Below are 18,349 nucleotides of genomic sequence, written 5' to 3'. Positions count from 1 at the left end.
CCGGACCACGGCTTCCCCGTCAGCTTACGGTCACAATGGGTGCGCCGCTGGCATCATGCAGGCCGCGCTCCTCGGCGAGTTTCATCGCCTCTTCGATCAACGTCTCGACGATCATCTGCTCGGGCACGGTCTTGATCACCTCGCCGCTGACGAAGATCTGTCCCTTGCCGTTGCCGGACGCCACCCCGAGGTCGGCCTCGCGGGCCTCTCCCGGTCCGTTGACGACGCATCCCATGACCGCGACGCGCAGCGGGACGTCCAGACCCTCGAGTCCCGCCGACACCTCGTTGGCGAGCGTGTAGACGTCGACCTGCGCGCGCCCGCACGACGGGCACGACACGATCTCCAGCCCACGCGGACGCAGGTTCAGCGACTCGAGGATCTGCGTGCCGACCTTGATCTCCTCGACCGGCGGCGCCGACAGCGACACCCGGATCGTGTCACCGATGCCCCTGGCCAGCAGCGCACCGAACGCGACGGCGGACTTGATGGTGCCCTGGAAGGCGGGACCCGCTTCGGTGACGCCGAGGTGCAGCGGGTAGTCGCACTTCTCGGCGAGCTGCTCGTAGGCGGCCACCATGATCACCGGATCGTTGTGCTTGACGCTGATCTTGATGTCGCCGAACCCGTGCTCCTCGAACAGCGAGGCCTCCCACAGGGCCGACTCGACGAGCGCCTCCGGCGTCGCCCTGCCGTACTTCTTCATCAACCGCGGATCGAGTGAACCGGCGTTGACGCCGATGCGGATCGGGATGCCCGCGTCACCGGCGGCCTTCGCGACCTCCTTGACCCGACCGTCGAACTCCTTGATGTTGCCGGGGTTGACGCGCACCGCCGCGCAGCCCGCGTCGATCGCCGCGAAGATGTACTTCGGCTGGAAGTGGATGTCGGCGATGACGGGGATGTTCGCCTTCTTGGCGATCGCGGGAAGCGCGTCGGCATCCTCCTGACGGGGGCACGCCACGCGGACGATGTCACAGCCCGACGCGGTCAGCTCGGCGATCTGCTGCAGCGTCGCATTGACGTCGTGGGTCTTGGTGGTGCACATCGACTGCACGGCGATCGGGTAGTCGCTGCCGACGCCGACGTCACCGACCATGAGCTGACGGGTCTTGCGGCGCTTGGCCAGCGTCGGCGGCGGCGGTGCCGGCAATCCCAAACCGACGGTCATGAGAGTTCCTTCGTCGTGACTATTGAAAGAGCCTGATCGGGTTGACCAGGTCGGCGGTAACGGTCAGCAGCATGTAGCCGCCCACCACGACGAGGACGACGTAGGTGGCGGGCATCAGCTTGAGGTAGTTCACGGGGGCGCCGGCGACCTTGCCGCGCGCCGAGCGAATCATATTGCGGATCTTCTCGTACACGGCAATCGCGATGTGGCCGCCGTCGAACGGCAGGAGCGGCAACAGGTTGATCGCGCCGAGCACGAAGTTCAGCTGGGCGAGGAAGAACCAGAACGCCACCCACAGCCCGGCGTTGACGGTGTCGCCACCGATGATGCTGGCGCCGACGACGCTGATCGGCGTATCGGGGTCGCGCACTCCCCCGCCGATCGAGTGCCACAGGGCGCCGATCTTCGTGGGGATCTTCGCCAGCGACTTGCCGAGTTCGACCACCAGATCGCCGGTGAAGGCGACCGTCGCGGGCACGGCCGACAGCGGGTTGTAGTGCGTCGGACCGAATTGGGCGGCGGCGATGCCAACGGCAGCCACGTTGGTGGCCCCACCGTTGCCGTCCTTGGTCCAGCGCGTGGTGCGCGTGGGGTCGACCGTGGTGGTGAACTCCGTGGTCCGGCCACTCTCGTTGCGCTGCACGACGAACGGCGTCGGCCCGTCGAGCGTGCGCACCGCCGCGACCATCTTCTCGAAGGTGTCCACGTCGGTGCTGCCGACCTTCACCACCGTGTCACCCGGCTTGATGCCCGCCGTCGCCGCCGGCCCGGGGCCCTGGCACTGACCCAGTTTGCCCTTGGCGACTTCCGGTGCGACACAAGCGGTTTCGCCGACGATGGCGGCGGTGGGCGGATGCAGGTTGGGCAGGCCCCAGACCACCGCGATGGCGTACAGCAGGACGAGCCCGATGACGAAGTTCATGCCGGGGCCTGCGAAGAGCACTGCGACGCGCTTCCACACCTTCTGCCGGAACATCGCGTGCGGCTGATCCTCCGGGGCGAGCTGGTCGACCGACGTCATGCCGGCGATGTCGCAGAAGCCACCGAGGGGAACGGCCTTGACGCCGTATTCGGTGTAGCCGAGCCGGTTGGGCCGCTTCGTCGACCACACCGTCGGGCCGAAGCCCACGAAGTAGCGCCGCACCTTCATTCCGGTGGCGCGTGCCACCCACATGTGCCCGCATTCGTGCAGCGCGACCGACACCAGGATCGCCAGTGCGAACAGCACAATGCCCAGTACGAACATCATCGGGTTGGTACGACCTCCTGTGCTGCCTGCGTGACGGCGGTGCCAGCCCTGGCTCTCGCCCAGTCCTGCGCCTCGAGTACGTCTTCCACGGTAACCGGTTCGGCGGCCCACTGGTCGGCAGCGCGCAGCACCTCACCCACGATCCGCACGATCGCCGGGAAGCGGATCCGCCCCGCCAGGAACGCCGCCGCGGCCTCCTCGTTGGCTGCGTTGTATACCGCGGTGAGGCATCCGCCGCGGCTGCCCGCCTCCCGGGCCAGCGCCACCGCCGGGAACACCTCGTCGTCGAGCGGCTCGAAATTCCAGGTCGAGGCCGTGGTGAAGTCGCACGCCGCGGCGGCGCCCGGTACGCGATCCGGCCATCCGAGCGCCAGCGCGATGGGCAGCCGCATGTCCGGCGGACTGGCCTGAGCGATCGTGGAGCCGTCGACGAAGGTCACCATCGAGTGCACGATCGACTGCGGATGCACGACGACGTCGATCCGCTCGTAGTCGATGCCGAACAGCAGGTGGGTCTCGATGAGCTCAAGCCCCTTGTTCACCAGCGATGCGGAGTTCAGCGTGTTCATCGGACCCATCGACCACGTGGGGTGCGCGCCCGCCTGCTGCGGGGTGACGGCGTCGAGGTCGGCGGCCGACCAGCCGCGGAACGGGCCGCCGGACGCCGTCAGCACCAGCCGGTCGACCTCGGCGGCCGAGCCGCCGCGCAGACACTGCGCCAACGCGGAGTGCTCGGAGTCGACCGGCACGATCTGATCGGGCTGGGCCGCCTTCAGCACCAGCGGACCGCCGGCGATCAACGACTCCTTGTTCGCCAGCGCGAGACGTGCGCCGGATTCCAGGGCCGCCAGGGTCGGTCGCAGCCCCAAGGCTCCCACCAAGGCATTGAGGACGACGTCGGCCTCGACGTCCTCGACGAGACGGGTGGCCGCGTCGGCGCCGACGTAGGTCACGTCGCCGATCGCGTCGGCAGCCTCCGGCGAGGCCACTGCGACATTGGCGACCCCGGTCTGCGCCCGCTGCTTGCTCAACAGCTCAGGATTTCCGCCACCCGCGGCCAAGCCCACGACTTCGAAGCGGTCGGGGTTGGCGGCGATCACGTCCAGCGCCTGGGTGCCGATCGAGCCGGTGCTCCCCAGCACGAGTATCCGCAATCGCTCCCTGCCACCCGACGTCACCGCACCATTGTGCCCAACGTCGGGGGGTGGTCCTACTGCCAGCAGACTCACAACCACTTGTGACGCAACTGTGACATGGGGGGTTGAGGTCCATCCGTGATGGGCATCACCGCGAATGCCCCACGAGGTCGACGGAACGCGTCGGCCCGGACCACATTGGAGTGATCACCTCATGAAGTCGACTCATCGCGCGCTGGCCGCGGCAGGCCTCACCGCCGTTGCCGTCCTCGGAACCTCCGCTTGCTCGAGCGATACGGCGAGCCAGACCGCCAGTGGAGTGTCCAGCAGCGCCAGCAGCATCTCGTCGAGCGTGCTGAGCAGCTCGTCGAGCGCCCCGGCCATGACCGGCGCCGCCGACCCGGCCGCCGATCTCGTCGGCTCGGGATGCGCCGGCTACGCCCAGAAGGTGCCGGAGGGCCCCGGCTCGGTGACCGGGATGGCGCAAGATCCGGTCGCGACCGCAGCCTCCAACAACCCGCTCCTCACGACGCTGACGTCGGCCGTCTCCGGCAAGCTGAACCCGGGTGTCAACCTGGTCGACACCCTCAACGGCGGACAGTTCACCGTCCTGGCCCCCACCGATGACGCGTTCGCCAAGATCGACTCGGCCACGCTCGACAAGCTCAAGACCGATGCGCCGCTGCTCAAGGGAATCCTGACCTACCACGTGATCCCCGGCCAGCTCAGCCCGGCGCAGGTCGTCGGCACCCACAAGACCGTTCAGGGCGACGACGTGACGGTCACCGGTTCCGGCGAAGGTCTGAAGTTCAACCAGGCCGGTCTGGTCTGCGGCGGTGTCCACACCGCCAACGCCACGGTGTACATGATCGACACCGTCCTGATGCCTCCTGCCAAATAGCTTGCGCCGCAAGCTAGTTCGTGTGTAAAAACCCAACTGAAAGTTGATCACGATGAAATCGAACACCCGTACCAAGAAGACCGTCACCGGCATCTCCGTCGTCGCGATGGCCGCTGCCGGACTGCTGGCGTCGGCCGGCATCGCCCAGGCCGATCCCGCCTCCGGACTCGTCGGCAACAGCTGCGCGGCGTACGCCAAGGAGGTTCCGACGGGACCGGGCTCGGTGGCGGGCATGGCCATGGATCCGGTGGCCGTCGCGGCCTCCAACAACCCGATGCTGAAGACGCTGACCTCGGCGGTCTCCGGTCAGCTGAACCCGGGCGTGAACCTGGTCGACACGCTGGACAGCGGTGACTACACCGTCTTCGCGCCGACCGACGCCGCGTTCGCCAAGATCGACCCCGCGACGCTGGACCAGCTCAAGACCGATGCACCGATGCTGACGAACATCCTGACCTACCACGTGGTTCCGGGACGACTGAGCCCTGCGCAGGTCGTCGGCACCCACAAGACGGTTCAGGGTGACGACGTCACCGTCACCGGCATGGGCGCCAACCTCAAGGTCGCCAACGCCGGCCTGGTGTGCGGTGGCGTGCAGACCGCGAATGCGACGGTCTACATGATCGACACCGTGCTCATGCCGCCCGCGCCGCCGGCCATGTAGTCGACGCGCACCTCGGCTCAGACGGGGCGGTCCGGCCCAGTGCCGGGCCGCCCCGTCGCGTCTCGGGCGTCCTCGCACGCGAAATTCCTTGACCCATGGCGCCTTTGGCGCTCGGGCGCCCCATCCGCGATGGCCCTGGCAACGAATGGAAGACATGCTCACACTGATCGCCATCGGCTTCCTCGGCGGGCTGATCACCGGCATCTCGCCGTGCATCCTGCCGGTGCTGCCGGTCATCTTCTTCTCCGGGACGCAGAGCGTCCGAGGGGCCGACGGGGACGGGGCGGTCGCGACCGAGGCGCCCCCGACGCGGGCCGTGGCCCTACGCCCTTATCTGGTGATCGCGGGCTTGGTCCTGAGTTTCAGCGTGGTGACCCTGCTGGGTTCGGCGCTGCTGTCGCTGCTGCACCTGCCGCAGGACGCGGTCCGATGGGTGGCACTCGTCGCGCTGGTGGCGATCGGCCTCGGGCTGATCTTCCCCCGGATCGAGTCGCTGCTGGAGAAACCGTTCGCCAAGCTGCCGCAACGCCAATTCGGCAGCGGGAACAGCGGATTCGGGCTCGGTCTGGCCCTCGGTGTGCTCTACGTGCCGTGCGCGGGGCCGGTGCTGGCCGCGATCGTGCTCGCCGGAGCCACCGGCACCATCGGCGTCAGCACCGTCGCGCTGACGCTGTCGTTCGCGGTCGGGGCTGCGATCCCGCTGCTGATCTTCGCTCTCGCGGGGCGACGGGTGGCCGAACGCGTCGCCTCCTTCCGCAACCGTCAGCGACGCATTCGCGTGATCGCCGGGGTCGTGACGATCCTGCTGGCGGTCGCGCTCGTCTTCGACCTCCCCGCGGTGCTACAGCGAGCGATCCCCGACTACACCGCCGGTCTGCAGCAGAAGGTCGGCGGTGAGGAGCAGTTGCAGAAACTGAACCTCGGCGGATTGGTCAACGATCAGAACGCCCAGCTGTCGAACTGCTCGAACGGCGGCAAGAAGCTCGAGAGTTGCGGCACGGCGCCCGACCTCAGGGGCATCACCGCGTGGCTGAACACGCCCGGCGGCGCTCACATCGATCTGAAGTCGTTGCGTGGCAAGGTCGTTCTGATCGACTTCTGGGCGTATTCATGCATCAACTGCCAGCGCGCCATCCCCCACGTCGTCGGGTGGTACGACGCCTACCGGGACAAGGGCCTCGACGTCATCGGCGTGCACTCCCCGGAGTACGGGTTCGAGAAGGTCGCGTCGAACGTCGCCAGCGGGGCCGCCGACCTCGGCATCACCTATCCCATCGCGCTCGACAACAGCCTGTCGACGTGGACCAACTACCGCAACAGGTACTGGCCCGCCGAGTACCTCATCGACGCGACGGGCACCGTCCGCCACGTCAAGTTCGGCGAGGGCGACTACGACGTCACCGAAGACCTGATCCGCCAACTGCTCGTGCAGGCGAACAAGGGCGTCCAACTGCCGCCCGCCACCGATGGCAAGGACACCACGCCGACCTCCCCGACCACGCCCGAGACGTACTTCAGCGTCGGCAAGGTGGTCAACTACGGCGGCCAGGGGGTTTATGACCAGGGCGAGGCCACGTTTGCGTTGCCTCCTCAGCTCGCCGCCGACTCGTTCGCGCTGAAGGGCCGGTGGGCTCTGGACTACCAGGGCATCACGGCCGTGGACGACGGGGCCTCCATTGCGCTGAATTACCATGCGCACCAGGTCTATCTGGTGGTCGGAGGTACGGGAAACGTGACCGTCACCCATGACGGGAAGACGTCGGTGATTCCGGTGAGCGGGCCGCCCAACATGCATCAGATCGTCGCCAACGAGACGAGCGACGCCGGACACGTCGACGTGAGTCTGAGCAAGGGCCTGCAGGCGTTCTCGTTCACCTACGGCTGACGGGGCGCGGTTGCACATGGCCGGCTGACGTCGGACGCCGCCTACTCTCTCGGGCGAGGTGTGGACGCGGAGACTGGGACGTGCTGGCTGGCGGATTCTCGACCCGCGTCCACCGGATCCCCACGCCGCGGCGGTGCGCACGCTTCAACTGCTGCGCGGGCTTCAGCCCGATGACGGGTCGCCCGTCCCGGGTCTGCCGAGGAGGCGTTCGGGGTGGTGGTAGTAGTTGAGTCGGGGTTGGCCGGTGTCGAGTTCTGGGGGTGGGATCCATTGCACCCCTTGGGGTGTGATGGTGACCGTCCAGCCGTATTCGGCGAGGCGGTTGTCGGGTGGGCAGGCCAGGACTTCTTCGTTGACGTTGGTTTGGCCGCCGTGTTTGGCCCAGCCGTTGACGTGGTGGACCTGGGTGCCGTAGGCCGGGACGGTGCAGCCGGGTTTGGTGCAACCGCGGTCGCGGGCGTAGAGCACGATGCGGTGCGCCGGTGGGGCGATGCGCTTGGTGCGCCCGCAGTAGAGGACTTCGTTGGTGTGGCGGTCGAAGACGGTGAGGTAGTGGTAGGCGTGGGATGCCATGCGGATGACGTCGCGCATGGGCAGCACGGTGCCCCCGGCGGTGACCGCGGTCCTGGAGGTCGCGGGGCGCGGTGCGGGGGTGGGGGTTGGCGCGGGCTCGGGGGTTGGTGCGCTTGGCGTTTTGGGCTCGGACGGTGGGGGCGCGCTGCTGGCGTCTGACCCCAGCTCGGCCCCGGCGGGCTCAGTGTCCCTCTGCGGCGCGGCGACCGGTTCCTGCTCGGCTGCGGGCTCGGGCTCGGTTTCCGAGGCGGCCGCAGCGGGCTCGGCCTGCGGGTCGGCATCCGGCTCGGGCTCAGCGGCCGGCCCGGGGGCGACAGGCTCTCCGTCGAACAGCGTCGCCGGCGGCGGCGGTGTCTCGGGCAGCCCCGCCGCGGCTTCCAGGTCCTGCAGGGTGGTGCTGATGATCACCGTGACCGGCAACCCGTTGTGCTGACCCAGGGTCCCCGACTGCAGCACCATCCGCCCCACGGCGACCATCGCATCGAGCTGACGCCGCCCCAGCGAGCGATGATCCCCCTCGATCTGTTCCTGGCTCGGGGTCCCGGACACACACGGATGAGGATCGTCGCGGTTGCACATCCCCGGGGCGGCCAACTTGGCGTAGATCGCCTCCCACACCGCCCGGGCTTCGGGATCGAGTTCCCCGCTGAGCACGCTCATCCCATTCGAGCGTTGCGGCCCCAACGCCAGGGACCCGCTCGGCGGCGCGGGATCGGTGTCGTCGGGTTCGGGGCCGTCCTGATCGAGGTAGGTCAACAACTTGTCGGCGACCTTCTTCAGCTCCTCCGGGGTCAACCCGGGGGCCTGCAACGCCAGCGACGCCTCACACCCCTCCCGGTCGGCCACCGTCACCCAGGACGGCACCTTGGCGAAGAACTCCCGAATCCTGACCACGTGATCGGCCCCGATCGCGCCCTGGGCGACCAGGGCGGCCACCAACGGCAACACCGGCTCCTGGGACTCACCGATCAGGGAGACCCGCGGCCCCAAATCACGGGCGTGATCGAGCCGGCGCTGCGCATCGACAGCGGTGATCTTCAGCCGATCCGCCAGCAGCGCCTTCCAGGACTTCCCGCCCAAGGCGACGGGGTTGGCCTCGCGGGACAACCGGGCCAGGATCTGATGGATCAACGCCGCGCGGCGCCGATCGGCGACCTCCAATACCCCCAACGCCCCCAGCAGTTCGGTGACGCCGAAGGACTCCAGGCTCAAGGCGGCCACGGCGTCAGAAGCCGCGAGATAGCGCACGAGCACCGCGCGGTCACCGTCCCCATCCACCCTTCGAACATACCTTCGACCACCGACACCACCCCGCCCACCGAGCGTCGAAAGCCGCAGTTGCACAACGCGATTCGCTCAGAGGTGGGCAATTGCCTTCACCCGAAGACCGCCACGGCTCTTCGCTGACTAGGTGCGCACCATCGAGCTCACGCACCCGGCGGGAAGTGCTCCGCCCAATGCCGGGCGATGTCGACACGCCTCGCGACCCACACCTTGTCGTGGGACTGCAAGTGGTCGAGGAACCGCCCGAGCGCAGCGATCCGCGCAGGCCGGCCGACCAGGCGACAGTGCAGCCCCACCGACAGCATCTTCGGTGCTCCCGCAACACCTTCGGCATACAGCACGTCGAACGCATCCCGTAGATAGGCGAAGAAGTCCGACCCGCTCGGAAACCCACTCGCCGACACGTACTTCATGTCGTTGGTGTCCAACGTGTACGGCACGACGAGGTGATCGGTGCCCGCGACGCGGGTCCAGTACGGCAGGTCGTCGGCATAGGAATCGGAGTCGTACAGGAATCCGCCGTGCTCGACCACGAGTTCGCGCGTCTGGGGCGAGTCCCTGCCGGTGTACCAACCCAGCGGCGCCGAACCGGTCAGCTCGGTCATGATGCGGACCGCCTCGGCCAGGTCGGCGCGCTCGGTGTCGACGTCGACGAGCTGGTAGCTGCGCCACTTCAATCCGTGGCAGGCGATCTCGTCACCGCGCGACTGGAACGCCGCGAGCGCTTCGGGGTTGCGGGCCAGCGCGCTGGCCACGCCGAAGATGGTCAGCGGCAGTTCGCGCTGATCGAACATCCGCAGCACGCGCCACAGCCCGGCGCGCGAGCCGTACTCGTAGAGCGACTCCATGCTCATGTGTCGGTTCGGGAAGGGCTGCGCGCCAATGATTTCCGAGAGGAACGTCTCGGAGGACTCGTCACCGTGGAGGACGTTGTTCTCACCGCCCTCCTCGTAGTTGAGGACGAACTGCACCGCGATGTTGGCGCCGTCGGGCCACTGCGGATGGGGCGGGTGAGCCCCGTACCCCACCATGTCGCGCGGATAGTCATCGGTGATCGGCGTCATGGTGGGATTGTCTCAGCGTGTGCAGGCGGGTTCGCAACGACTTCCGTCCGGGCGTTTTCTCGTCGCGGAAAGAGGGCAAGATCAGACCATGACCTCGCTGTTGTGGTTCCGCCGGGACCTGCGCCTGCACGACCTGCCCCCGCTGCTCGACGCCGCCAAGGACGGCCAGGACGTGCTGGCCTGCTACGTCCTGGACCCGCGGTTGCGGGCGTCGGCCGGGCCCCGTCGACTGCAGTATCTCTACGACTCGCTGCGCGAACTTCGCGACGACCTCGATGGCAAACTCCTCGTCACCGAGGACCGGCCAGAGAAGCGAATCCCCGCTCTGGTCAAGGAGATTGGCGCGACGTCGGTGCACGTGTCCGAGGACTTCACCCCGTTCGGAACGAAGCGGGACGCCGCGGTGCGCGAGGCGCTGGGCGACGTTCCGCTCGAGGAGTCGGGCTCGCCGTACCTGGTGTCGCCCGGCCGCGTGACCAAAGACGACGGCACGCCGTACAAGGTGTTCACGCCGTTCTTCAACGCCTGGAAGCAGCACGGCTGGCGGACGCCCGCGCGCACCAGCGCCAAGACGGCCTCCTGGATCGACCCCTCCGACGTCTCGGGCGGGGTCGACATCCCCAAGGGCGACGCCACCCTCGAGCACCCGGCCGGTGAGGCGGCGGCGCGCAAGGAGTGGAAGAAGTTCGTCGGCTCGGTGGTCGACGACTACTCCGATGACCGCAACCGGCCCGACCACGATGGCACCAGCCGCATGTCCGCCCACCTCAAGTTCGGCGCGATACACCCGCGAACGATGGCCGCCGATCTCGGCAACGGCGAAGGGGCGCAGGCCTATCTGCGCGAGCTGGCCTTCCGCGACTTCTACGCGACCGTGCTGCACGCCTGGCCCGACAGCGTCTGGTGGAACTGGAACAAGGACTTCGACCGCATCGAGGTCGACGAGGACGCCGGCGCCAAGAAGCGCTTCGAAGCGTGGAAGGCGGGCAAGACGGGCTATCCCATCGTCGACGCCGGTATGCGCCAGCTCGCCGAGACCGGCTACATGCACAACCGGGTGCGGATGATCACGGCGTCGTTCCTCGTCAAGGATCTGCATCTGCCGTGGCAGTGGGGCGCCCGCTGGTTCCTGGAGCAGCTCACCGACGGCGACATGGCCAGCAACCAGCACGGCTGGCAGTGGGCAGCGGGCTGCGGCACCGACGCCGCGCCATACTTCCGGGTCTTCAACCCGACGACGCAGGGCAAGAAGTTCGACCCCGACGGCGCCTACGTCAACCGCTGGGTGCCCGAGTTCGGGGGCAGCGACTACCCCGAGCCGATCGTCGATCACGCTGCCGAACGCACCGAGGCGCTCCGCCGATACGAGGCCGTCCGCTAGCGCAGCCGACGCCAGGGGCTGGTCGACGGTGCACGAATCAGCCTCTCGCCGAATACGACACGTCGTCGTATGCCAGAATGTGGCTAATTGACCGGGAACCCTGGAGGAGCAACCGTGGCGAACACCGAGGTCGAACGACACACCGGAGTCGACGTCGAGGACGTGCCGTCGGCGAATTGGGGCTGGTCCAAGCAGAACCACCGCGCCATCCAGATTGGCGGCATCCTGGCCGGCTTCTTCATGCTGGCGATGTTGCGGGGCAACCAGGTCGGGCACGTCGAGGACATCTACCTGGTCGGCTTCGCCCTGACCATCTGGGGCATCGTGTTCCGCGACTGGTGGTTGCGCAAGCGCGGCTGGACCCGTTAACCCCCGTCGTCGACGATGAGTCTGGTCGCCGGTCGAGGCCCGCTCAGCGCCGACCCGGCCGGGTGGTTCTCCCCACCGCTGCCGCCCGACGTCGTCTTCGTCGAACCCCATCCGCGCCGCATCCAGGCGATCAAGGACGGCCACCCCGTCGTCGACACCGAACACGCACTGCTGGTGCACCGCCGCGGGCATGCGCTCGGCTACGCGTTCCTGGCCGACGACGTGGCCGGTCTGCCGCACGACCCGGTGCCCGAGGCGCCCGGCTACGTTCGGGTGCCGTGGGACGCCGTCGACGCGTGGTTCGAGGAGGGGCGCAGGCTCGTCCACTACCCGCCCAATCCGTATCACCGGGTGGACTGCCGCCCCACTCAGCGCAGGCTGCGCGTCACCGTCGCGGGCACCGTGCTGGTCGATACCGCCGAGACGGTCGCCGTCTTCGAGACGTCGCTGCCGCCGCGCCTCTACGTCGATCCCGCGCTGGTCCTCACCGACGTCCTGCGCAGATCCGACACCGTCAGCTATTGCAACTACAAGGGTGACGCCACCTACTGGTCGGCCGTGGTCGACGACGACGTGCACGCGGACGTCGCCTGGAGCTACGAGGACACCCCACCCGAGAGCACGCCGATCCAGGGCCTGCTGAGCTTCGACGAGACGCGGGTCGACATGGTCGCCCACCTGCCGCGCCCGCTGCGCTAACCGATCACCTGCTCGCCGAACTTCTGAATGGCCTCCAGCGTCCGTGCCAGCCCATCACCGGGAACGTGCACCTGAACCCAGGTCACGCCGAGACGAGCGAGCCGGTCGACGCCGGCGAGGTAGCGGTCGGCTTCGAAGTCGGCGTCCGCGGGCGACCCGCCGTCGACGTTGGTGAACGTGACGTCGAGTGTCGACGGATCGCGCTCCGCGTCGTCGCAGCGCCGCCTCAGGTCGTCTATGGCCTCGCCGAGGGCGGTCAGCGAATCCAGCGCCGAGGTCCGTGCGGTCTGCGCCAGCTGCGGCGGCGCGGGGAACGGGCACCAACCGTCGCCGTACCGGACGGCCCGGCGCCGCGCCGCCGCGGTGTTGCCGCCGATCCAGATCGGCGGATGCGGCCTGCTCGCCGGTCGCGGATGGGCGGTGATGCCCGACGCCGTGAAGTGCCGCCCCTCGAACGAGACGTCGTCGCCCGTCCACACCTCGAGGATGGCCCGCAGCGCCTCCTCGAACAGCGCACCACGCTCCTCGAAATCGACTCCGAGCGCGGCGAATTCGCGTTTGAGGTAGCCGACCCCGACAGCGAGGGTGAACCGGCCCCCCGAGAGCAGGTCGAGCGTGGCGCCCGCCTTGGCGACCACGAACGGGTTGCGATACGGCAGCACGACGACGTTCGGGATCAGCCGCAGAGTGGTCGTGCGCGCGGCGGCGAAGCCCATCGCGACGAACGGATCGAGGGCGTCGTGGCCCCCCGACTGCAGCCAGCGCTGCGTCGGCGCGGGGTGGTCGGTGAAACCGAAGCCGCTAAATCCCGCCGCCTCCGCAGCAACCGCCACCGCGCCGACCCCCGGCCCGCTGGCCAGTTCGGCGTCATAGGGGTGGGAATGCATTGGATGGGTGATGGCGAACTTCACCGCGAACCGGCTCCCGTCGACGCGGCGTCCACCTAGTAGTCGGTCGGCGTCAGGACGTCGCTGCCGTACTTCCGTTCGATCAGCGTCCACGGATCGGCGTAGCGGCCCCTGCCCTCGACGTGACGCTGGACCTGCAACACCAGCCGCAGCGCCGGACGCGCCACCGGCCCGAGCAGACCGATCACGAGCCGGCGCGCACCCATCGCGTCCGCGACCCAGGCCTTCGTCTGCGGCCAGGTGTGCTGCTGAAAGTTCAACAGCGACTGGGATTCCGAGGTGTCGAACCACCCGGTGAAGCTCCAGCCGCGGTCGTCGTCCGGGTCGCCGGGCAGGCTCGCACCGTTCCCGAGTCGGCCGAGACCGACGGCCTCCATCATCTCGTCCTCCAGTTCGCGATGGGTGCGGACGTGACTGTCGTCGCCGGCGATCAACAACGTCTTTCCGTCGATCGCGTCCCCGCGGTCGACGGCGTTCGCGAAGGCGAGCGCGACGTCGCGGGAATCCACGGTGTGCATGCGGTTGTCCCCGGGCGTCGCCCGCATCAGCAGCAGGTAGTCGGCGTTCATGTTCGACGCGCCGTCCGGGGAGATGATCCCGGCCAGTCGCAGGACGGCGTGCGGCAGCCCGCTGACCGCAATGGCCTTCTCGGCCAACACCTTGTCCTCGCCGTACTGGTCGATGGGGTCGACCGGGGTGCTCGCCGTGATGCGTTCCGGGTAGCGGTGCGGGTTGCGCGAGCCGTACACCGCGGCGCTGGACGCATAGAGGAACAGCGGCGGCGTCGACAGCGCGGCGGCGGCCGCGAGGAGGTTCTCGGTGCCGCCCACGTTGACCTTCCTCGCCAGCCGCGGATTGCGGTAGGACGAGGGCGCGAAGATCGCGGCGAGGTGCACGATCGCGACGGGCTGGTGTTCGGCGACGAGGGCGGCGACCGCGTCGGCGTCGAGCAGGTCGACGTACGCCGGGATCAGGGTGCCGCCGCGCGTGGCCAGTTCCTCGGCGGTGGCCACCGTCGTGTCGTTGCGCAGCTCCATCGCGACGACGGTGCGACCCCGGTCGAGCAGGATCTCGGTGCACCGCCTGCCCACCTGCCCGAAGGCACCGGTGATGAGAACCGGACCGGTTGCGCGAGAGGTCATTTCGTCATCCTTCTGGCCAGTGGGGCGGTCATTGCCTTGATGCGGTGCGACAGGTACACGGAGACGAACGGGTTGAACACGTCCTCGCGCAGCCGGGTCAGCGTCGAGCTCGCGAGGTACCAGCGGCCGTCGCGCTGGTGATACGTCTCGTGGTAGTGGCCGTAGCCGCGCAAATTGACTCCCGGCGCCAGCCGGACCACGTCCTCCAGCGCCCACACCCCCGTCGCCTCGGTCGACGAGACCACCTGCAGCTCGGGGGAATGCACCTGATGCGCCGTGACCTGAGACGGCTTGCCGAGTTGGCGACGGGTGAAGGCGACGAACGCGTCGGCACCCTCGACCACCGTTCCGCCGGCTGCGGACGTGTCACTGACGAAGTCGTCGGTGAACAGCTGTCGCCACGCGGTCCAGTCCTTGGCGTCGAGCAGCCGGCAGTACCTGGCCTTGAGCTGCTTGAGCTCCTCGATGTCCACTAGGTGACCTGGATCCACGGCGGCCTCCCCGGTGGTGGGTAGGGGCGATTGCACCCGCCCACCGTGACATCATCAGTCGAATTTGTAAACCTTGACGACGGCCCGTCTGGCGCCTGTGTGCGAAACCCGATGGCGCACTTGACTACTCGCCCCGACGTCGGGCCAGCTCGTCGAGTATCTCGTCGGTGTGCTGACCGAGGCCCGGGGCGACCGACGTCGGCTCGGCCGGCGTGCCGTGGAAGTCCGCCGGGGTGGCGACCATCGGCTGCCCGGAGTCGCCGTCGGGCACGTAGACCACCCCGCCCGCGGCGTGGAACTGCTCGTCGGCCAGCACGTCGACGATCGAGTTGACCGGCGACCAGAAGAAGTCCGGTTCTTCGGCGAAGACCTCGGCCCAGGCGTCGAGAGTCCGTCCGGCGAAGATCTCGTCGAGCGCGCCGATCAGCACGGCCGCGTTGGCGGCCCGCGCCCGGGCGGTGGCGAAGCGCTCGTCGGTGAGCCAGTCGGGTCGGCCGACGGCCCGGCTCAGCGCCGGCCAGTGCCGATCCCCCTGCAGCCCCACGATCCAGAAGCGTCGCCCATCGGCCGCGGCGTAGTTGTTCATGCACGGATTGCCCATCGTCTCGCGCTGCCCGATGGCCACCTGCTGGCCCGTTAGCAGCAGCGTGTTGAGGTCGAAGCTCACGGTGTAGGCGCCCTGGCGGTAGAGCGACGTGGTCACCAGTTGCCCGCGGCCGCTGCCATTGCGCGCGACCAGCGCGGCGCACACCGCCGCCGCCAGCGTCATGGCCACGGAGTGATCGCCCATCCCGCCGCGCTGGAACGGTGGTGTGCCACCGGGTGCGGTCAGCAGGTCGGCCAGACCGGCACGCGCCCAGAACGCGGCCACGTCGTAGGCCGCGCGGTCGGCGTCGGGACCGGTCGCGCCGTAGCCGGTGATGAGCCCGTAGACGAGCCGTGGGTTGCCCTCGGCGACCGTCGCGAAGTCGAGCCCGAGGCGTCGCAACGCGCCGGGTCGCACGTTCGTGATGAAGACGTCGGCGTCGGCCAGCAACTCGTGCGCCACCCGGGCGCCCGCCTCCGTCGTCAGGTCGAGCACGATGCTGCGCTTGGACCGGTTGTCCATCTCGAAGGGCGGGTTCTCCCCCGACGCGATCTGCAGCATGCGCCCGAACATGCGGGCCGGGTCTCCGGCCGGCGGCTCGACCTTGACGACGTCGGCGCCCCAGTCGGCCAGGATGCCGCCCGCGGCGGGCGCCGCCACCCAGACGCCAAGTTCGACCACTCGGATCCCCGCCAGCGGTCCGGCCATGATGAACCCCTCCACGCGCTGCGCCGTTGGCCGCGGCTGCGGTCATTGGGTACCTTACGATCGGCGGTGCATGTGCAACGTCTAGATCCGCGAACGCCGAGGGCCTGGAAGCGAATGAACGCATGACCGCGGAGCGGGCGAACCCCGAACCCGGCGACACCTCGACGCGTCACCGCATCCTGGCGGCCACCACCGAGGTGCTCGCGCGCAGCGGCCGAACGAAGCTCAGTCTCTCCGAAGTCGCCATGCAGGCCGGGGTTTCGCGGCCGACCCTCTACCGCTGGTTCGCGTCGAAGGGCGAGCTGCTCGAGGCCTTCGGCCGCTACGAGCGCGAGATGTTCGACTACGGCATCGGCAACGCGACCGCAGGCCTACGTGGCACCGAGAAACTGGATGCCGCACTGCGTTTCATCGTCGCGTATCAGCAGTCGTATTCGGGCGTGCGGCTCGTCGACATCGAGCCCGAGGTGGTGATCGCCCAGCTGGCGGGCATCGTGCCGCAGATGCGCCAGCGCCTGGAGAAGCTGCTGTCCGGGCCCAACGCGTCGGTCAAGGCCGCGACGGCCATCCGGGTCGCGGTGTCGCACTACGTCGTGCGCAGCGACGACGGCGACCAATTCCTCGCGCAGCTCCGGCACGCGGTCGGAATCAAACAGCCCGACTAGCGTCGGCGTCCGTCGAGACTGCGGTGAGGACGACGAAGTGCGACTTGGATTCAGGCGGTCGCTGCAACGAATGTGGACGGGTCTGAGAGTAACCGGTCGAGTTCTTCGGCGGGGGTGCGGAAGCCGAGGCGTTTGCGGGGTCGGGCGTTGAGTTCGGCGGCGACTTCGTCGAGCCAGCCGGGTCCGTAGAACGACAGGTCGGTGCCTTTGGGGAAGTATTGGCGGAGTAGGCCGTTGGTGTTTTCGTTGGTGCCGCGCTGCCAGGGGCTGTGCGGGTCGCAGAAGTAGATCGGCAGTCCGGTGGCCTCGGTGATCGTGGTGTGCAACGCCATCTCACTGCCCTGATCCCAGGCCAGTGAGCGGCGCAGCACCTCGGGGATCTCGGGGATCCTCGTCGTCATCGCCTCGGCCAGGGTGGCCGCGGTGCGGTCGCCGCGCAGGTGCAGCAGCATGACGAACCCGGTGGTGCGCTCCACCATGGTGCCGATCGCGGAGTTCGTCGCGGTGGCACCCAGGATGAGATCGCCCTCCCAATGGCCCGGGATCGCGCGGTCGTCGGCTTCGGCGGGTCGTTCGCTGACGTTGACCATGCCCTTGAGCTTGCCTACACCGGAGGTGTTGCGGCCCTGCGCCTTTCGGCGAGTGCGCCCGGTTCGCAACGCGTCCTTGACCAACCTGGCCAACTCCCCGCGTGGCTGCACGTACAGCGCCTGATAGATCGTCTCGTGACACCCACATCTCCGGATCCTCGGGGAAGTCCACCCGCAGCCGGCCCGCGATCTGCTCGGGACTGTGCCGCGACCTCAACCCTTTCAGAACCTCGGCCAACACGACAGGATCGCCTTCGAGCTTGCGCACCTTCGGACGGCGACGATTGACCTCGGCGACGTCCTGGCCGACGCGGGCGCGATACCCCGACGAGGTCAGTCCCTTGGCGATCTCGCGGCGGACCGTGCTGTGGTGACGGGCGAGCAGTTCAGCAGCGCGGACTGCGGTGCAACCGGTCTCCAGCAGGTCTTCCAGGCGGCAACGCTCCAGAAACGACAGCGGCGCACGCTGCCGTGGCGAGCGATCGACGGCGCCGAGGGCACGAGCTGGAGCAGCGGTTCTGGGCACGTAACCAGCCTGTTTGACCCAGGCCGCACCGGCGATCTCCGACACGCCCGCGGCCACCGCGGCCTGCGTGACGTCGGCCCCGCCGCGCATCGCCGCCCAGAACACCTCCCGCACCGCTGCCGGGTACCGAATCCCCCGATGCCTCGTATCGGCTGCGACCCCCGCCTCTGCGGCCCATTTCGAACCGGTTTGATGCGACACCCCGGCCACCGTCGCAGCCGCCGACTGCGACAGCCCCAACCTCAGCGCCCTCAAGAACTCCCCACGAGCCGACTCCGGCGCTTTGCTACCCCGAGCACGAAAAGCCATCGAACAACACCTCTCAACAAATCAGGTGTTGCAGCGATCACTTGAGCC

The 18,349-nt window shown here is 68.5% G+C and carries 16 protein-coding genes and 1 pseudogene; 7 read left to right on the top strand and 10 right to left on the bottom strand.

Annotated elements, in window-relative coordinates; genetic code table 11:
* Window positions 1-19: 19 nt before the first annotated feature.
* The 3 genes from ispG to dxr are packed head-to-tail and all read right to left on the bottom strand — an operon-like array spanning window position 20 to window position 3,598.
* On the bottom strand, window positions 20-1,171 hold the full coding sequence (ispG, locus tag G6N60_RS11000) for a flavodoxin-dependent (E)-4-hydroxy-3-methylbut-2-enyl-diphosphate synthase (protein WP_163736539.1): 1,152 nt from the start codon (window positions 1,169-1,171) through the stop codon (window positions 20-22).
* Between the two features lie 19 nt (window positions 1,172-1,190).
* The gene (locus tag G6N60_RS10995; RefSeq protein ID WP_163736536.1) at window positions 1,191-2,420 is read right to left on the bottom strand and encodes a M50 family metallopeptidase; all 1,230 of its coding nucleotides are present in this window, start codon (window positions 2,418-2,420) and stop codon (window positions 1,191-1,193) included.
* Entirely contained in the window at window positions 2,417-3,598 is a 1,182-nt protein-coding gene (dxr, locus tag G6N60_RS10990; RefSeq protein ID WP_163736533.1) for a 1-deoxy-D-xylulose-5-phosphate reductoisomerase, read from the bottom strand. The genes G6N60_RS10995 and dxr overlap by 4 nt, the downstream gene beginning before the upstream one ends.
* Window positions 3,599-3,770: 172 nt before the next feature.
* On the opposite strand from dxr, the gene G6N60_RS10985 reads away from it, so the two are divergent.
* The 3 genes from G6N60_RS10985 to G6N60_RS10975 all read left to right on the top strand — a co-directional run bounded on the left by G6N60_RS10985 (window position 3,771) and on the right by G6N60_RS10975 (window position 7,006).
* Window positions 3,771-4,457, top strand: a complete 687-nt coding sequence (locus tag G6N60_RS10985) for a fasciclin domain-containing protein (protein ID WP_163736529.1) — start codon at window positions 3,771-3,773, stop codon at window positions 4,455-4,457.
* 106 nt (window positions 4,458-4,563) lie between these two features.
* Window positions 4,564-5,121, top strand: a complete 558-nt coding sequence (locus G6N60_RS10980) for a fasciclin domain-containing protein (RefSeq protein WP_246241224.1) — start codon at window positions 4,564-4,566, stop codon at window positions 5,119-5,121.
* Window positions 5,122-5,275: 154 nt separating this feature from the next.
* A complete protein-coding gene (locus G6N60_RS10975; protein WP_163736524.1) occupies window positions 5,276-7,006 on the top strand; it encodes a cytochrome c biogenesis protein DipZ in 1,731 nt (576 codons plus the stop codon).
* 162 nt (window positions 7,007-7,168) lie between these two features.
* Here the strand turns inward: G6N60_RS10975 and G6N60_RS28560 are convergent, their stop codons facing one another.
* Together G6N60_RS28560 and puuE are read right to left on the bottom strand one after the other, a co-directional pair.
* A complete protein-coding gene (locus tag G6N60_RS28560; protein WP_163736521.1) occupies window positions 7,169-8,857 on the bottom strand; it encodes an HNH endonuclease signature motif containing protein in 1,689 nt (562 codons plus the stop codon).
* 149 nt (window positions 8,858-9,006) lie between these two features.
* Window positions 9,007-9,927, bottom strand: coding sequence for an allantoinase PuuE (gene puuE / locus G6N60_RS10965; RefSeq protein WP_163736518.1), 921 nt, complete (start codon window positions 9,925-9,927; stop codon window positions 9,007-9,009).
* A gap of 88 nt (window positions 9,928-10,015) precedes the next feature.
* Between puuE and G6N60_RS10960 the strand changes: the two genes are divergently transcribed.
* The 3 genes from G6N60_RS10960 (at window position 10,016) to G6N60_RS10950 (ending at window position 12,376) form a co-directional block, all read left to right on the top strand.
* Window positions 10,016-11,308, top strand: coding sequence for a cryptochrome/photolyase family protein (locus G6N60_RS10960; RefSeq protein ID WP_163736515.1), 1,293 nt, complete (start codon window positions 10,016-10,018; stop codon window positions 11,306-11,308).
* A gap of 114 nt (window positions 11,309-11,422) precedes the next feature.
* The gene (locus G6N60_RS10955) at window positions 11,423-11,677 is read left to right on the top strand and encodes a DUF2631 domain-containing protein (RefSeq protein ID WP_163736512.1); all 255 of its coding nucleotides are present in this window, start codon (window positions 11,423-11,425) and stop codon (window positions 11,675-11,677) included.
* A 15-nt stretch (window positions 11,678-11,692) separates the two neighbouring features.
* Entirely contained in the window at window positions 11,693-12,376 is a 684-nt protein-coding gene (locus G6N60_RS10950) for a DUF427 domain-containing protein (RefSeq protein ID WP_163736509.1), read from the top strand.
* Here G6N60_RS10950 and G6N60_RS10945 read toward each other — a convergent pair.
* The 4 genes from G6N60_RS10945 to G6N60_RS10930 all read right to left on the bottom strand — a co-directional run bounded on the left by G6N60_RS10945 (window position 12,373) and on the right by G6N60_RS10930 (window position 16,211).
* Window positions 12,373-13,287 (bottom strand): LLM class F420-dependent oxidoreductase, encoded by a 915-nt coding sequence (locus G6N60_RS10945; RefSeq protein ID WP_163736506.1) that lies wholly within the window; start codon window positions 13,285-13,287, stop codon window positions 12,373-12,375. The two genes, G6N60_RS10950 and G6N60_RS10945, sit on opposite strands and share 4 nt — an antisense overlap.
* 32 nt (window positions 13,288-13,319) lie before the next feature.
* On the bottom strand, window positions 13,320-14,426 hold the full coding sequence (locus G6N60_RS10940) for an NAD-dependent epimerase/dehydratase family protein (protein ID WP_163736503.1): 1,107 nt from the start codon (window positions 14,424-14,426) through the stop codon (window positions 13,320-13,322).
* Window positions 14,423-14,917, bottom strand: coding sequence for a nuclear transport factor 2 family protein (locus G6N60_RS10935; protein ID WP_163736500.1), 495 nt, complete (start codon window positions 14,915-14,917; stop codon window positions 14,423-14,425). Before G6N60_RS10935 ends, G6N60_RS10940 begins: the two co-directional genes overlap by 4 nt.
* 124 nt (window positions 14,918-15,041) lie before the next feature.
* Window positions 15,042-16,211, bottom strand: a complete 1,170-nt coding sequence (locus tag G6N60_RS10930) for a CaiB/BaiF CoA transferase family protein (protein ID WP_163736497.1) — start codon at window positions 16,209-16,211, stop codon at window positions 15,042-15,044.
* A 122-nt stretch (window positions 16,212-16,333) separates the two neighbouring features.
* Between G6N60_RS10930 and G6N60_RS10925 the strand changes: the two genes are divergently transcribed.
* On the top strand, window positions 16,334-16,876 hold the full coding sequence (locus G6N60_RS10925; protein ID WP_163736493.1) for a TetR/AcrR family transcriptional regulator: 543 nt from the start codon (window positions 16,334-16,336) through the stop codon (window positions 16,874-16,876).
* 50 nt (window positions 16,877-16,926) lie between these two features.
* Here the strand turns inward: G6N60_RS10925 and G6N60_RS29095 are convergent.
* Window positions 16,927-18,082 (bottom strand): annotated as a pseudogene (locus G6N60_RS29095) (IS30 family transposase).
* Window positions 18,083-18,349 lie beyond the last annotated feature (267 nt).

The sequence above is a fragment of the Mycolicibacterium madagascariense genome, from assembly GCF_010729665.1.
GTDB classification, from domain to species: Bacteria; Actinomycetota; Actinomycetes; order Mycobacteriales; family Mycobacteriaceae; genus Mycobacterium; species Mycobacterium madagascariense.
Note: the sequence above shows the minus strand (reverse complement) of the source record. Positions and strands in the feature narration are given on the sequence as shown.

What these genes read in the sequence shown, in the direction of transcription:
- ispG (WP_163736539.1), bottom strand. Translation starts at nt 1,171, where the DNA reads ATGACCGTCGGTTTGGGATTGCCGGCACCGCCGCCGCCGACGCTGGCC.
- G6N60_RS10995 (WP_163736536.1), bottom strand. Translation starts at nt 2,420, where the DNA reads ATGATGTTCGTACTGGGCATTGTGCTGTTCGCACTGGCGATCCTGGTG.
- G6N60_RS10985 (WP_163736529.1), top strand. Translation starts at nt 3,771, where the DNA reads ATGAAGTCGACTCATCGCGCGCTGGCCGCGGCAGGCCTCACCGCCGTT.
- G6N60_RS10980 (WP_246241224.1), top strand. Translation starts at nt 4,564, where the DNA reads ATGGCCGCTGCCGGACTGCTGGCGTCGGCCGGCATCGCCCAGGCCGAT.
- G6N60_RS10975 (WP_163736524.1), top strand. Translation starts at nt 5,276, where the DNA reads ATGCTCACACTGATCGCCATCGGCTTCCTCGGCGGGCTGATCACCGGC.
- puuE (WP_163736518.1), bottom strand. Translation starts at nt 9,927, where the DNA reads ATGACGCCGATCACCGATGACTATCCGCGCGACATGGTGGGGTACGGG.
- G6N60_RS10960 (WP_163736515.1), top strand. Translation starts at nt 10,016, where the DNA reads ATGACCTCGCTGTTGTGGTTCCGCCGGGACCTGCGCCTGCACGACCTG.
- G6N60_RS10950 (WP_163736509.1), top strand. Translation starts at nt 11,693, where the DNA reads ATGAGTCTGGTCGCCGGTCGAGGCCCGCTCAGCGCCGACCCGGCCGGG.
- G6N60_RS10940 (WP_163736503.1), bottom strand. Translation starts at nt 14,426, where the DNA reads ATGACCTCTCGCGCAACCGGTCCGGTTCTCATCACCGGTGCCTTCGGG.
- G6N60_RS10930 (WP_163736497.1), bottom strand. Translation starts at nt 16,211, where the DNA reads ATGGCCGGACCGCTGGCGGGGATCCGAGTGGTCGAACTTGGCGTCTGG.
- G6N60_RS10925 (WP_163736493.1), top strand. Translation starts at nt 16,334, where the DNA reads ATGACCGCGGAGCGGGCGAACCCCGAACCCGGCGACACCTCGACGCGT.